This is a genomic window from Photobacterium sp. GSS17, assembly GCF_028621875.1.
GTDB lineage: Bacteria > Pseudomonadota > Gammaproteobacteria > Enterobacterales > Vibrionaceae > Photobacterium > Photobacterium ganghwense.
In genome coordinates, this window is sequence record NZ_CP117517.1 from 1,580,678 (window position 1) to 1,594,274 (window position 13,597).

Below are 13,597 nucleotides of genomic sequence, written 5' to 3' on the forward strand. Positions count from 1 at the left end.
GAAAGTATAGTCAGCAAAACAGGCTGTCAGTGGCCTGTTTTGCTGAAATCAGAACATTGGGAAAGATCAGCTTTGGAAAATAGAATGAAATCTACTTCGAGGTGGCAAGGGGCATTTAACCCGGCTGATAACGGGCTAAATCCATCCTCATACATGTTGGCGGACGTTTATTTTTCCGGTGTTTCTTTCTCAGTAGCGCTTTGTTTATCTGCACTGCTTTGTTTGTCTGTGCTGTTGGGCGCTTTGCCAGAGCCAGCGTCCGACTTTTCTTCACTGTTTGCTTTATTGGCCTTCTCTTTTTTGGCTTTCTCTTCTTCCAGAACGACTTTCGGGGTCGATTTGACTTTCTGGGCGAGTCGATAGGCCACGCTGAGTCCAAACGGCGATTTTTCGTTGGTTAGCAGGGCTTCTAGCGCCTTGCTGTCCACCTGATCGAATTGACCCATCATCAGTGCTGTACGTTTGGATTTGCCAATTACCTGATCATCGGGAAGATCAACCATAATGGTGGCAGCTTCCGTTAACGCGGTGGCAAACTCTTCAGGATCATTAAGGTCGTATTCAGAGATTTTCATCTGTTTGCGAAGTTCCAGCGCCCATTGCAGATGCAGAAACGGCACCGTAGCACTGGTGTTATCTTTGCCATCCGGCTTCGGTGCGGTGTAGCTGATGCCGTTTAACAGGTTAACCAGGGTCAGGTATTTGTCGTGCTTAAGTTGCTTCATGCCGATGTATTCCGGCAAATCATCCGGGCTGACTTTCTTTCCCTTGAAATCGTAAAGCCAGACGGCGTTGTCATGGTTCATTTCGGCCCAGAAATCATCACCGGATTCAATGAGGTTATGACTGACCTTAACCGTGATTGGCACGCTGGTGCCACCGTTAGGCATATCCCAGAACGTCGACAGCGCTGTCAGGCGACTGGTCAGATAGAGCACGCCATTTTCAGGCCCAACGACAACCGTGGCCAGTGCGTCAGCATCGCTGCCGTTTTTGGCGGTACAGGTATAGCTGTCCGGGTTAGTAGGCATGGAGTCCTCAGTCCAGGACTTTACTTTTTGAGCCCCGTTAAGGCGACACAAATCGTTGAACATATTCGCCGGGTCATTAGCATATCGCTGCAAATTCGCGAAAATGGCATCGTAATCGAGTACAGCCTGAGTAGGCAGGAGCTGATCAAGGCTAACGGAAATGATATCGCCGTTCTCCAGATTGCTGTATTGGCTTTTTGCGCTCTCTTCGTCAGCCTGACAAACAGGAATCAGCAAGGCACCACAAAGAATGCCAGTGAGTAAACGAAGATGACGATGCCTACCGCGCATAATAAAGAAACCCCGAGTCGAAATATGATAGAAGTCTAGCAAATTCAAGTTGCAAGACGTGTTTCATCATTGAGGGGAAGAGAAACGCCGTCAAGCTCTTGTCACTGATGCCAAGATTCAGTTAGCCCATATTTCCGATGGTATGCGCTAACTGAGGTGTCGCCTAGGTTAGCAGTTAAATACCCAGTTCATCCAGCAGATCTAAATCAACTTCGGCGTGCTGCGTTTTCGCGTGGGTTGATGCTGCTTGGGCCTGTGAATGGCGGGTTTGCTCAATAATGCTGTCTGGATCAAGTTCATCCTGATGTTCAAATTCTTCAATCTGGATAAACTCCGTTTTATCCATCGCCAGCTCCAGATAGAAAATATTGTTTTTAGCCGTAGTAAAACTGACTCGGCGGGCCTGCGGACGCTCCAGGTTAGTATCGACTGACAGCATAACCTGTTTGTTGAGTGCCAGCATTTTAGGCTGGTTCTGAGTGATAGAAACCTGCAATTCACGGCGAACTTTACGGGTGAAATCACCCACCACCTGATTCATTAATTCACCCAGTACATCGGCAACTTCATCAGACGTGTGGTGAATAGCCAGCTCATCCTGAGCCATGCCCATTTTCAACATGTATTCCTGATAAAGCTCAAGTGCAGCTTGTTGAGAGAAATTAGTGACGACCAAGCCGGTAAAGCCGCCGTCAAATAATACAAAACAACCGATGTCTGGCTTTAGGCTGGTTTTTTGAATTTTCTGCACCATGGCAGAGTAATGAACAGGGCTGTCTGTAGCGGTGGATAAAACCGAAGCAATTGACTGACAAAGTTTCAGCAGAATATCGTCAGTTGTAATAATTTTTGTTTTTTTCATGTCACAAAATGAGTTAAACGTGCGAAAGCGCAGTGTGGCACTAAACACGTTAAATTGCACAACTCTGAAAGCGGGGAGTTGATGTTGCTCACTAATTTCTCAGGGGGAAGGCAGGAAAAGTGGAAAGAATCTGCACATGACAAAGCGATAAAGCTTATTGTTGTGAAGCTGCCTAAAAAAACGCGATCACACAAATGGAAGAAAAAACGGGGAGAGGAATATCAGCCAGCACCGGAGACCGAGACTAGGTGGCGAAGGGGATTTATCCCTGCTGGCTGAGTCAGAACAACAAGTCAGTACAAATCAGGCAAAGCGTTGTTCAAGGTAAGCGACAATGTCGTTTGACTCGTACATCCACTTTACCTGGCCAGATTCGTCTTCGATACGCAGGCAAGGTACCTTGCGTTTACCACCGTGCTCAATCAGCACTTGCTCATTGTCCGGTTGTTTGGCATCAACAGTCGCCAGAGGCAGGTTCAGGCGTTTAGCCGAACGACGAACTTTGACGCAGAAAGGGCAGCTTTCAAACTGATAAAGCTGAAGCTGTTTTGCTTGATCATTGACTTGTTGCTGAGCATCTTCACTGCGTTTCATTGCACGAGGAGAAAAAATAGCGTTGAGCAACAGAATAAGCTGGCCCAAAACCAATCGGATGACTTTCATGAGGGACTATCCTTTTGAAACAATTCTTAACACCATGTTGTGGCCGACATGATAGCGACTTTCATGTTCTGATAAAACCATGATTAAAGGAGGGGTATGGCGGTTGGTGATGCAGGCTGACGAAGGATCAACGAAGCGCCCGAAAATGAACAAAGGTATTTATGTTTGCCGCCATATTGGTACTTAATACGGTACTTATTTGGCGAAAATGGATCGTGGCATTATTGAGGAATGAAACTTTTGTATTGATGTGGATAATTCCCTCGGCATCCTGCTGTTGCAGTAGCACGCTTATATTTCATCGCTATTTATTCATAGAGATAATAGGAGTCGATGGTGAAAAAAACGATCTATCTCACTGCATCATCATTTTGTGTTGCGACCTAATTTCATTATTTATTTAATTCATTATCATAATCGATGAATAATTTATGAGAAGGCATGAGTTCGTGCAAAGTAAAAAGACAATTTTAATTTGTGATGACTCGCCGGTTGTCCATAAAGCTGTAATGAAATATTTGGGGGACGCCGAAGCGCTGACCCTGCTCAATGCAGAAAATGGTGAGCAAGCCATCGAATGCATGAAACAGCACAAGGTGGATGTTCTTTTTCTTGATTTAACCATGCCTGTAATGGATGGGTTTGAAGTACTGCAAACCTTACCGGTGAATCCGTACCCGACGAAAATCATTATTCTGTCTGCGGATGTGCAAAAACAGGCGATGGAACGCTGTATCCAGAATGGAGCCACTTTTTTCCTGCCGAAACCGTTCAATCAAGCCATTCTTGTTAAAGCCCTGGAGCGGGTCGGTATAACGCTTGCTTTTCCTCAAGCCTCGTACAGTGAAACAGCAAGCACGCAAAACGTAAGCCTTCAAACCGAGAACCTTCAAACCGAGGTTCATCAAACAGATAGCCCTGAAACAAACTCATACGTTCATCAGAATTCGCATCCAAACGCATTGTCAGCGGCTGCATCTTCCTCAACGTCTGCCATTGCTTCCACCCAGCCTGATCGGAACCATGTCGGTCAGGACGATTTTCTGACCGTGTTTAAAGAGGTAGCGAATGTGGCATTGGGGCGGGGGGCCGCAATTATCTCTGATCATTTCGGTGAATTTATTAAAATGCCCATGCCCAATGTGGCGATGCTGAGCACGGGGGAACTGGCTATGGCCATTCTTGATATCAAGCAGCAGGCTCAGTCTAAAGCCATTGCGCAGCGTTTTGTCGGTGGTGGCATACATGGAGAGGCCTTGGTGTGCCTGCATGGTCAGGATATTAAAGCATTTGGTTATCGTCTGGGCTTCGGGCAAAAAGACGAATTCAAAAGTGAGGTGGTAATGGATATTGCCAACCTGATGGTATCTTCATTTCTGGTCTCGTTATCTGAACAAATGAATATCCCTTTTTCTGTTCGTCAGCCGGTTGTGATGGAAGACTATATGGTATGGGGAGAAGGTAAACGGGATCAACGCGAATTATTTACCGTGGAATACTGTTATCAGTCAGAAAATTTGGATGTCGAGTGTAATGTCTTATTCATGATGGATCACAATTCGACGGAAGTAATTAAGCGAGTGATGGAGACGTTACATTGAAAGACCTGATGAATCTGTCTGATTTTCATTTGACGATCCAGCTGATAGATAATATCGACGCCGGTGTCGTTTTGCTTGATCGTAATTACACCGTACAGGCATGGAATACGTTTATGCAGGCCTACAGTGGGATCAGCGCCGAGCAAATCATGGGGAAAAACCTGTTCGATGTCGTGCCCGGATTACCCGATGACTGGCTGAAAAAGAAAATAGCCTCCACGTTTAAGCTCCGCACCCGTACTTTCAGTTGTTGGGAAGATCGGCCGTATATTTTTGATTTCAAGAATTTTAGTCCGGTGACTGGGGGATCGGTCGAAATGTATCAGAACATGACGCTGACTCCACTTAAATCCCTGACGGGAGAATACAGCTATGTCTGCATGACCATCTATGATGTGTCTGATACGGCAAAAAGTAAGAAGCAGCTCAGTGAGACAAACGCTCAACTGACTCATTTGAGCATTACTGACGGGCTGACACAGTTGTACAACCGAGGTCATTGGGAACGTTGCCTGGAAGAAGAATTTGAACGCTGCCGGCAGCGACAGACTCCGTCGACCTTGGTGATGTTTGATATCGACCATTTTAAAAAGGTGAATGACACCTTCGGTCACGTAGCCGGTGACGCTGTAATTAAAAACATTTCGGTTATGTTGCGTAAGGCCAAACGTAAGAATGATCTCGCCGGTCGCTATGGCGGCGAGGAATTCGCGGTCATTTTACCGGAGACAACGTCGGAACTGACCAGTTATTTTGCCGAGCGATTACGGGCCAGAGTTGATGAGTCGTCTGTAAAAATCGACCTGCGGGAAATTGGCGTCACTATCAGCCTGGGGATTTGTGAGTGGGCGCCGTGGATGAAGCACTATAATCAGTGGCTGGCTTGTGCTGATGAAGCTTTGTATCGTTCCAAGCAAGGGGGGCGTAACCGAAGTACTATGTTCATTACCCAGCGCGAATCGGCTCCTCACAAGATGTCTTTGACGTAATCAAGGGCAAATTATTGGTTTTATTAGTTATATCATTGTAATTGTTTCATTTGCTCCTACAATAATGTCGTTATTGAGGCCAGTGATGAAAACGCTGTAGCAGAATGGATTGCTCACCGGCGCTTCCGATACCTGTGCTGTTAGAATGAGTATTAGAACGAGTTACAATAATTATGGTTGTTGAATCAGAAGGTTATCACGCGCTGATTGAGTATTTTACCGAGCACTTATCACTGTTTGAGAAGTCGGAAACGGAAGCGTGTAATGAGACGGTTGAAGATGTTGTCACGGACATGATTGCAACCAATTTAATGGCTGTGTTTTCGCAAAACCCAGATTTGGAACCAGATTTTCGCTTCAGGTTGATGCAGGAAGCCGATGCTGTGATGGAAGACCTGAATGAAGTCCTCGCCGGGGCCTTGATGCGAAGTCCGACTAATGAGCAGGTGATGTTTCTGGAAGACTACATTGGTCTTGTCAAAAACCTGTTTGACAGTGCAATCAGCCAGCACGTTCAGTAAGTAAACCACGTTCCTGATACTTGGTCACGGCAGGCCATGTGGTGCGAACAGAGGTCTCAAAAACATCTAAAGACCGAATGGTAAAAAGGCAGCTCAGCTGCCTTTTTTGATCGCATTGACCAAGCATGGCTTTAACCCGTCAGACCAGCTTGAAAGCGAAGGGCGAAGCGAACAAGCCACACACAGGCAAGTTACAAAAAGACAAGCTAAAAGGGAGGCAAGGCCAAAAAGAGAAGCCAAGGAAAAGATCAGATAAAAGTTAGCAAAGAGATTAGCCATGAAACCGCGCGTGAGTTTACTTCTGATTAATCCGAAGAGAGAAATCCTGCTTATTCATCGTATCAAGGAAGAAAGAGACTATTGGGTGTTTCCCGGTGGCGGTGTAGAGCAAGGGGAAAGCCTGTTAACCGCGGCGCAGCGCGAAGCACTTGAAGAAACCTCCTTTGTCCTTCAGCAGTTTTCTCCTGTATTTTCATTGTTGAATATGGGGCGAAGAGAACATTTCTTTGTTGCCAATGTTGATAACATACCAGCCAGGCTGGGAAACGGACCTGAGCTTGAAAAACAGAATATCAGAAACCGTTATGAGTTAGTTTGGCTGCCTTTTGAGCAATTGAGTACGCTTGAGCTTTACCCGATGGACGCACGAGATATCGCCGTTACATTGCTGGTGGACGTCGAGACAGACTCAGTTCAAATACATGGCTAGGTGTAATAAATCAGGAACGATGATGAATAAAACAGGACATTATTTAACGGTCAATGGCGCCGATATTTATTATGAATTATCGGGGAACAGGGATGGCAAACCGCTGCTGGTACTGCATGGCGGTCTTGGGTCCATCGATGATTTACAGCCTCTGTGGGCGTATATTCCTGCCGACGCTTTTGTTATCGCTGTTGATTTTCGGGGGCATGGCAGATCAACACTGGGAGATGCTCCGCTCAGTTACGCACAATACCAACAAGATATTGAGGCTGTGTTGGATCATCTGCAGGTAAATCAGTACGCCATTTTTGGCTTCAGTGATGGCGGAATTGCCGGGTATCGACTGGCAGCAGCCCATCCGGATAAGGTCGAACGGCTGGTGACACTCGGTTCACAATGGCGTCTTGAGCCTGATGATCCCGCGATTCGTGTACTGCAAAGCTTGTCAGCGGATTTCTGGGCTCAACGTTTCCCTGAGGATGTCGCGAGGTATCAGGCCATCAATCCGACTCCGGATTTCTCGCGGTTGGTCGATGCGGTGAAAGACGTTTGGCTGGATGTTTCACACACGGGCTACCCGAATCAGACGGTCGAAGCTATTCAGTGTCCGGTACTGATCATGCGCGGTGATAATGATTTTCTGTTTGCGCTACAGGAAGCTGTGTTGCTGAAAGCGAGGATTCCCGAAGCCGAGTTTGCCAACCTGCCGTTTACTTCTCATGCTTGTCACCATGAAGACCCGCAGACGGTAGGAAAGATCGTTAACCGATTCCTGCTGAACACTGACTGCAGTTAGATTCGTCGTTCAGCGAATTACTCGCATTTTCTTAAAGCCAATAAGCAACCCATATGGATTACGCAGGGTAGCCCCACACGGGGTTACCATTTACGGGATTGCCATTCACGGAATTACCATTCCCGAGGTTATCTATCCCGAGGTTACCACTCAAAAGGATTGCTTGGACAGTTACCGGTAAAGGCAATCACTTTGTTTTTATTGATAATCCCGTAAATCTGAAATCTCCCTGTCATATTTCTCTTGTACTTTGCCCGCTAGCGATAATCAGTGTGATCCCGGTTCCGTATAAGGCCATCACGCACTGATGCTGTTCGCCAAAAACAGAAATAAAGGAATATGACAATAATGAAAATCCTCTCTCCGAGCGGCGCAAAAGTCTCAATTGTTCGTTCAATTCAGATTGTGTTCCTCATTTTGGTTACCACTGGCGGTTTACTGTCTTTCTTTGGTAACGATGGCCTTAAAAATGTTTCGCGGCAATTTGAAACACTGAGTCAGCAGGCGATTCCGGTCACCATGAATAATGCTGTCATGGTCAAGGCCGCTCTGGAATCTGCGCAAGCTTTGTCGTCAGTTATCAATAGCGCCTCGGTCGAGGAGTTAGAAACGGCTTACCAACAGTTTGAAACCGGGTATACCGCCATGGCCACTTCGCTGACGACGCTCGAAAGTCTGTCGGCTGACCACCGTATTGGATGGTTAACGGATGGTGTGGTGAAGTTGCAGCAACAGCATGCGGAAATTGTCACGATGGGCGAGCAGCTCAATCAGTCACAACAACAGATCCTGAAGAATCAAACCCGCCTGTTTGCCGATAAAGCCATGATGAATTATGCCGTTTCATCAGTGAGAGCAGAAATGAGCCGTGTCGGACAGGATGTGTTTTACGATAATCCGACCGGTATGAACCAAGTGACCAACTTCGTGAATCATTCGCTTGAGATGGCGAGCCATCTGATGGCGCTGATGCTGGAAACTGATGTCTATAAAGCGCAGGAGCTGGCCAAAGATTTACGCCGAACCAATTTATCCGGTATGGAATACGCCTGGCAGGAAATGAACCGGATCAACCCGGCGATGACAGAGTTTACCAGCGTCACCGTGCCGTTTGATATGGTGAAAGCGCTGTTTGCCGATGACGGCATCATCGCGCTGAAACTGCAAACCCTTTCACTGATGCAAACCCAGGCGGGAAAAGCTGAACGGGTTAGACTGCATATTGATGAGATGATGGGACAGCTCGAAACCCTGACTGCGGGGGCCAATCAGCTGGTGGCGCAAGGTGAGCGGGGAGTCATTGATGCCAGCGAACAGGCGACGGCGCTGTTTTTTACACTGAGTATCGCGGGGCTGATACTGGCTCTGTTTTCCAGTGTCTGGATCAGTGTGTCGGTACAACGATCGATAAAGACAATTGACCGGGTTGTCAAAGCGACCAGTGAAGGTGACTTGACGGTTCAGGTTGAGCAACGCATGCCAAAGGAATTTGCGGTGCTGGGCTCGTTGCTGGAACAGTCAAATGCCAATAACAGACAAATCCTGGCGCGATTGGTTACTAACAGCCACGAACTGAATCTTGCCGCAGAGAGCAGTCAGCAGGCGGCTTCTCAGTCACGTCAGGCGCTGAATGAACAAAGCGATGAGCTGAATACGATTTCAGCGGCGATTTCACAGCTTGAAATTTCAATTAAAGAAATTGTCAGCAGTACGGCTGAATCTGAGCTTGAGGCAGAGCAGGCCAGCCAGCTGGCGCAAAACGGCGTCGCAATTATAGAACGCAGTACTGTGAGGCTGCGGGAGCTGGATAATCAGTTTGCGGTGAATGAAAAGCGCATGACCGAGCTGGATACCCATGTTAACAAGATCACGGAAGTGGTGGAGCTGATTAGCTCGATTGCGGACAGCACAAACCTGTTGGCACTGAATGCGGCCATTGAAGCGGCCCGAGCAGGAGAGCAGGGGCGGGGCTTTGCGGTGGTGGCGGATGAAGTCCGCAAGCTGGCCAAAGAAACCAATATGCAAACAGAATCCATTCGACAGACCATTAACGAACTGCACCGCGCCGCGAGGGATGCGAACGAAGCGATGCTGGTAAGTCGACAGGAGATGACCTCGACAATCACCCTCAGTCACGAGGTGCAGCAGGCCATTCACCAGATGCAGCAAGTCATCACGGGCATTAACGATAAAATCATCACGATTGCAGCCGCTACCCAGCAGCAGGAGAACGCCTCGGTCGAAGTAGGGCGAAGCGTCGGACAGGTTTCCGGGCAGGCAGAACGTAATAACGCTCAGTTACTGACCCTGGTAAAACAGGCCGCAGCGGTGGCGGACATTGCTCATCAACAGCAGGACTTACTGGCAACTTACAAACTGTGAACGGATAAGCCTGTTTTCCCGTCGGGCAAGGTTGTTGGTAAACAGGCAACAGAGGCAATGAGCAGAAAAAAAACTGTGAAAATGCCCTGCGAAAAAGCCCTGTGAAAAAAGAGCAGAAAAAGCGTAAAAAACACCATGAGAACACGTCTAACGGTAGGAATTAACGCGTAATCATTGCAACTGATTCAGACGCCAGTACAATGCTGGCGTTTTTTATTGTTTGGTATCTGTTATGCGTATTCATGCTGTTCATAAGTTGTATGATGAGCGTCTTGCTCGCTCAACCCGGCCATTTCTGGCTCGAGGCGGTAAAGTTGAGCGCTGTCTCTACTGCATGTTACGTACTCACCTGTGTATTTGTTCAAGTAAGCCAGACATTGATTCTCAGGCTGCCTTTATGCTGCTGATGTATGACGATGAAGTGCTGAAGCCAAGCAATACCGGGCGATTAGTGGCCGATTTGTTCAAAGATACGTTTGCGTTTATCTGGTCACGGACGGAGCCCAATCCCGACATGCTGGCCCTGCTTAATGATCCACAGTGGCAGCCATATGTGATTTTCCCAGCCGAATACGCGGTACCTGAGCGAGTGGCCGCGGAAGTCAGTGCGCAACCGGATAAGCGGCCGTTGTTTATTTTGCTGGACGGCAGCTGGGCGGAAGCCAAGAAAATGTTCCGGAAGAGCCCATATCTGAATCACTTGCCTGTGCTGTCGATAGATCCGGATAAGCCTTCCCGTTATCAGGTGCGCGAAGCCACCAAAGCCAATCAGCTGGGAACTGCTGAAGTGGCTGCACGTATCGTGGATCTGTACGGCGAGACAAAAAATGCCGAGGTGCTCGACTTGTGGTTTGATGTATTTCGCGAACGCTACATGACCGGCAAGCTCAATCGCACCTTGCCGGAAGCAAACGCGCTGAAAGATTTGTCCGAATGTATGGCCGGCTATTCAGTAATAAAATGACATTCCTGCGTTACAATATGCAACATATCGATGTTTCTTTCGGCAATCGCGACAGAGCGCATGGAACAGACCCCGCTAAATCTGTACCTCATCACAGTCTGTAGGTGTAGAAGTGTGGATAATTTTTTACAGTTTTGTTTTTAAATGACTTTCGGAGAGTGCGGGATGTACTACGGCTTTGATATTGGCGGAACCAAGATTGAATTTGGCGCCTTTAACGAAAAACTGGAGCGGGTGGCTACTGAGCGAGTACCGACACCGGGGGATGATTACGACAAGCTGGTGGATATCCTTGTCGACATTATTGAAAAAGCCGACCGTGAATTTGGAACTCAGGGCCAGATCGGTATTGGTATTCCGGGTATGGAAGATGCGGAAGATGGTGCACTACTGACTTCAAATGTGCCTGCAGCCAAAGGCCGTTTCCTGCGTAAAGATCTGGAAAGCCGTATTGGTCGTAGCGTTCAGATTGATAATGACGCTAACTGCTTTGCGCTTTCAGAAGCGTGGGACAGTGAGCTGCAGGGTGAAAAATCCGTACTGGGTCTGATCCTGGGCACCGGATTTGGTGGCGGCATTGTCATTGATGGCCAGGTCTTCTCCGGCAAAAACCACGTCGCGGGTGAACTGGGTCATACGCGTATGCCTATCGATGCCTGGTTCCATCTGGGCGAGAAAGCACCGTTGTTTGAGTGCGGCTGTAACAATAAAGGCTGTATTGACAACTACCTGTCTGGTCGTGGTTTCGAGCAGCTGTATGCCCATTACTATGGCGAAAATCTGAAAGCGGTAGACATCATCAAGCAGTACGGCGAAGGTGAAGTGCAAGCCGTTGAGCATGTCGATCGCTTTATGGAAATGCTGGCAATCTGTCTGGCAAACTTGTTCACGGCGTTTGACCCGCATGTGGTGGTGCTGGGTGGTGGACTGTCGAATTTTGACCTGCTGTATTCAGAGTTGCCTAAACGACTGCCTAAGCACCTGTTGTCGGTTGCCCGCGTACCTAAAATCATCAAAGCGAAACACGGTGATGCTGGTGGTGTTCGTGGTGCGGCATTCCTGAACATCCGCTAATCGGCGGCTGTAGCAAAATCGCATAGCAAAACTATTTTTGTTCTTTATAAGGACACAAGGTTATAAAGAAATAACCTCAATGAAAAAAGCACCGCTGGCGGTGCTTTTTTGCTTTTCGGGGAATCCGCGTGTTGGCTGATACTGACGGGGTACAGCCAGAATCATGAAAAGGTAGACAGTGAGAAAGTGTAATGAATCTCGCCAGATGCTAACGGTTGTGAATGAACTCTGCTAGAATCCCCGCTCGTTTTATCAATGCCGGATTCCAACATGCCTTTCCAAGCTTTAGGGCTTAACAGCCAACTTATCTCCAATATCCATGCTCTGGGTTTTCAACAGCCGACACCGGTTCAGCAACAGGCTATTCCTGAAGTGCTTGCCGGGCATGATGTGTTGGCGGGCGCGCAGACCGGAACCGGCAAAACGGCAGCGTTTGGCTTGCCGTTGATCCAGCAGCTGATGGCGGAACCGGCACGTTCTTATGGCGCTAAAACCGTGAAGGCGCTGATTTTGACGCCGACCCGTGAACTGGCGCAGCAGGTTTTTGAAAGCCTGAGCGGTTATGCCAAAGAAACCGATTTACGCATTGTCACGGCTTACGGTGGAACCAGTATTAAGATGCAGGTAAAAGCATTGGAACAGGGCGTGGATATTCTGGTCGCAACGCCGGGACGCCTGCTGGATCATGCCTATGTCGGGACCGTTGATCTCAGCCAGATCAGCATGCTGGTGCTGGACGAAGCGGATCGCATGCTGGATATGGGTTTCATTGACGATATCAAACGGATCATGAAGCGCATCAAAGCTGAGCGTCAGACACTGTTTTTTTCTGCGACGTTTGGCCCGAAAGTGAAAGAGCTGGCGTACCGTATCCTCAAGGATCCGAAAGAAATTGAAGTATCTCCGGCAAACAGTACTGCCGTCACGGTAGAACAAATGGTCTACCCGGTAGATAAGCATCGTAAGCGCGAGTTGCTCTCTTATCTGATCGGTTCCGGCAACTGGCAGCAGGTACTGATTTTCACGAAAACCAAACAGGGCTCCGATGAACTGGCCAAAGAGCTGGGTAAAGATGGGATCAAAGCAGTTTCTATTAACGGGGATAAAAGTCAGGGCGCTCGTCAACGTGCGCTGGAGCAGTTCAAAGAAGGTAAAGTGCGTGCATTAGTGGCGACGGATGTGGCCGCTCGAGGGCTGGACATCGAACAGCTAGAGCATGTTGTGAACTTCGATATGCCGTTTAAAGCAGAAGACTATGTGCACCGTATCGGTCGTACCGGGCGTGCAGGCCAGACTGGCAAGGCGATTTCGTTGATGAGTCTTGATGAAGAATGGGCGCTGCGAGCCATTGAAGAACTGTTGGATACCCGCTTGCCGCAGCAATGGCTGGAAGGCTATGAGCCGGATCCAATGGCAGAACCGCCGGAAAATCTCCGTCGTGGTCGTTCAAGCGATAAGCGCCGCGCCAAAGCTAAGCATCAGATTCATAAGAATCGTGGGCGTCGTGTCAGCCGCTAACGGTATCTGTATTTAATAGGTGTTTGGCTAATAGATGTTTGGCTAATATGTGTTTAGCTAATAGCTGTTTGGTTAAGTTAATAGGTATTTGGCTATATCGCGTAACTTTCCACAGCCTTCACCTTAAGTACCAGAATATTTCAGCCCCCAAAAGGTGTGCTCTCGACGAAAAGAAACCCGTGCATTAGGCTGCACG

12 protein-coding genes are annotated in these 13,597 nt (G+C 48.1%); 9 read left to right on the forward strand and 3 right to left on the reverse strand.

The window, feature by feature from the left end; all coding sequences use genetic code 11:
- Nucleotides 1-167 precede the first annotated feature (167 nt).
- The 3 genes from PGW97_RS07050 to PGW97_RS07060 all read right to left on the reverse strand — a co-directional run bounded on the left by PGW97_RS07050 (nt 168) and on the right by PGW97_RS07060 (nt 2,847).
- The gene (locus PGW97_RS07050) at nt 168-1,322 is read right to left on the reverse strand and encodes a ParB/Srx family N-terminal domain-containing protein (protein WP_273859455.1); all 1,155 of its coding nucleotides are present in this window, start codon (nt 1,320-1,322) and stop codon (nt 168-170) included.
- A 175-nt stretch (nt 1,323-1,497) separates the two neighbouring features.
- On the reverse strand, nt 1,498-2,184 hold the full coding sequence (locus tag PGW97_RS07055) for a DUF3334 family protein (protein WP_273859456.1): 687 nt from the start codon (nt 2,182-2,184) through the stop codon (nt 1,498-1,500).
- A 303-nt stretch (nt 2,185-2,487) separates the two neighbouring features.
- A complete protein-coding gene (locus PGW97_RS07060; RefSeq protein ID WP_273859458.1) occupies nt 2,488-2,847 on the reverse strand; it encodes a glutathione S-transferase N-terminal domain-containing protein in 360 nt (119 codons plus the stop codon).
- A 509-nt stretch (nt 2,848-3,356) separates the two neighbouring features.
- Between PGW97_RS07060 and PGW97_RS07065 the strand changes: the two genes are divergently transcribed.
- The 9 genes from PGW97_RS07065 (at nt 3,357) to PGW97_RS07105 (ending at nt 13,401) form a co-directional block, all read left to right on the forward strand.
- Nucleotides 3,357-4,448 carry a response regulator gene (locus PGW97_RS07065; protein ID WP_273859460.1) on the forward strand — a complete coding sequence of 364 codons (1,092 nt, stop codon included), beginning with the start codon at nt 3,357-3,359 and terminating at the stop codon, nt 4,446-4,448.
- A complete protein-coding gene (locus PGW97_RS07070) occupies nt 4,445-5,437 on the forward strand; it encodes a sensor domain-containing diguanylate cyclase (RefSeq protein ID WP_273859462.1) in 993 nt (330 codons plus the stop codon). Before PGW97_RS07065 ends, PGW97_RS07070 begins: the two co-directional genes overlap by 4 nt.
- Before the next feature lie 173 nt (nt 5,438-5,610).
- Entirely contained in the window at nt 5,611-5,958 is a 348-nt protein-coding gene (locus PGW97_RS07075) for a DUF3802 family protein (RefSeq protein ID WP_047885541.1), read from the forward strand.
- Nucleotides 5,959-6,235: 277 nt separating this feature from the next.
- Nucleotides 6,236-6,667: an NUDIX domain-containing protein gene (locus PGW97_RS07080; RefSeq protein WP_047885540.1), complete on the forward strand. Its 432-nt coding sequence runs from the start codon at nt 6,236-6,238 to the stop codon at nt 6,665-6,667.
- Between the two features lie 19 nt (nt 6,668-6,686).
- Entirely contained in the window at nt 6,687-7,463 is a 777-nt protein-coding gene (locus tag PGW97_RS07085) for an alpha/beta fold hydrolase (RefSeq protein WP_273859465.1), read from the forward strand.
- A 348-nt stretch (nt 7,464-7,811) separates the two neighbouring features.
- Nucleotides 7,812-9,845 carry a methyl-accepting chemotaxis protein gene (locus PGW97_RS07090; RefSeq protein WP_273859467.1) on the forward strand — a complete coding sequence of 678 codons (2,034 nt, stop codon included), beginning with the start codon at nt 7,812-7,814 and terminating at the stop codon, nt 9,843-9,845.
- Between the two features lie 232 nt (nt 9,846-10,077).
- Nucleotides 10,078-10,809: a tRNA-uridine aminocarboxypropyltransferase gene (locus tag PGW97_RS07095; protein ID WP_047885537.1), complete on the forward strand. Its 732-nt coding sequence runs from the start codon at nt 10,078-10,080 to the stop codon at nt 10,807-10,809.
- Nucleotides 10,810-10,974: 165 nt separating this feature from the next.
- Nucleotides 10,975-11,883, forward strand: coding sequence for an N-acetylglucosamine kinase (gene nagK, locus PGW97_RS07100; RefSeq protein ID WP_047885536.1), 909 nt, complete (start codon nt 10,975-10,977; stop codon nt 11,881-11,883).
- 255 nt (nt 11,884-12,138) lie between these two features.
- Nucleotides 12,139-13,401, forward strand: coding sequence for a DEAD/DEAH box helicase (locus PGW97_RS07105; protein ID WP_273859471.1), 1,263 nt, complete (start codon nt 12,139-12,141; stop codon nt 13,399-13,401).
- Nucleotides 13,402-13,597 lie beyond the last annotated feature (196 nt).

Bases quoted from the DNA above. Each gene is read 5' to 3' on its own strand.
- nagK (WP_047885536.1), top strand. From the start codon at position 10,975: ATGTACTACGGCTTTGATATTGGCGGAACCAAGATTGAATTTGGCGCC.
- PGW97_RS07055 (WP_273859456.1), bottom strand. From the start codon at position 2,184: ATGAAAAAAACAAAAATTATTACAACTGACGATATTCTGCTGAAACTT.
- PGW97_RS07060 (WP_273859458.1), bottom strand. From the start codon at position 2,847: ATGAAAGTCATCCGATTGGTTTTGGGCCAGCTTATTCTGTTGCTCAAC.
- PGW97_RS07050 (WP_273859455.1), bottom strand. From the start codon at position 1,322: ATGCGCGGTAGGCATCGTCATCTTCGTTTACTCACTGGCATTCTTTGT.
- PGW97_RS07105 (WP_273859471.1), top strand. From the start codon at position 12,139: ATGCCGGATTCCAACATGCCTTTCCAAGCTTTAGGGCTTAACAGCCAA.
- PGW97_RS07065 (WP_273859460.1), top strand. From the start codon at position 3,357: ATGAAATATTTGGGGGACGCCGAAGCGCTGACCCTGCTCAATGCAGAA.
- PGW97_RS07075 (WP_047885541.1), top strand. From the start codon at position 5,611: ATGGTTGTTGAATCAGAAGGTTATCACGCGCTGATTGAGTATTTTACC.
- PGW97_RS07080 (WP_047885540.1), top strand. From the start codon at position 6,236: ATGAAACCGCGCGTGAGTTTACTTCTGATTAATCCGAAGAGAGAAATC.
- PGW97_RS07090 (WP_273859467.1), top strand. From the start codon at position 7,812: ATGAAAATCCTCTCTCCGAGCGGCGCAAAAGTCTCAATTGTTCGTTCA.
- PGW97_RS07095 (WP_047885537.1), top strand. From the start codon at position 10,078: ATGCGTATTCATGCTGTTCATAAGTTGTATGATGAGCGTCTTGCTCGC.
- PGW97_RS07085 (WP_273859465.1), top strand. From the start codon at position 6,687: ATGATGAATAAAACAGGACATTATTTAACGGTCAATGGCGCCGATATT.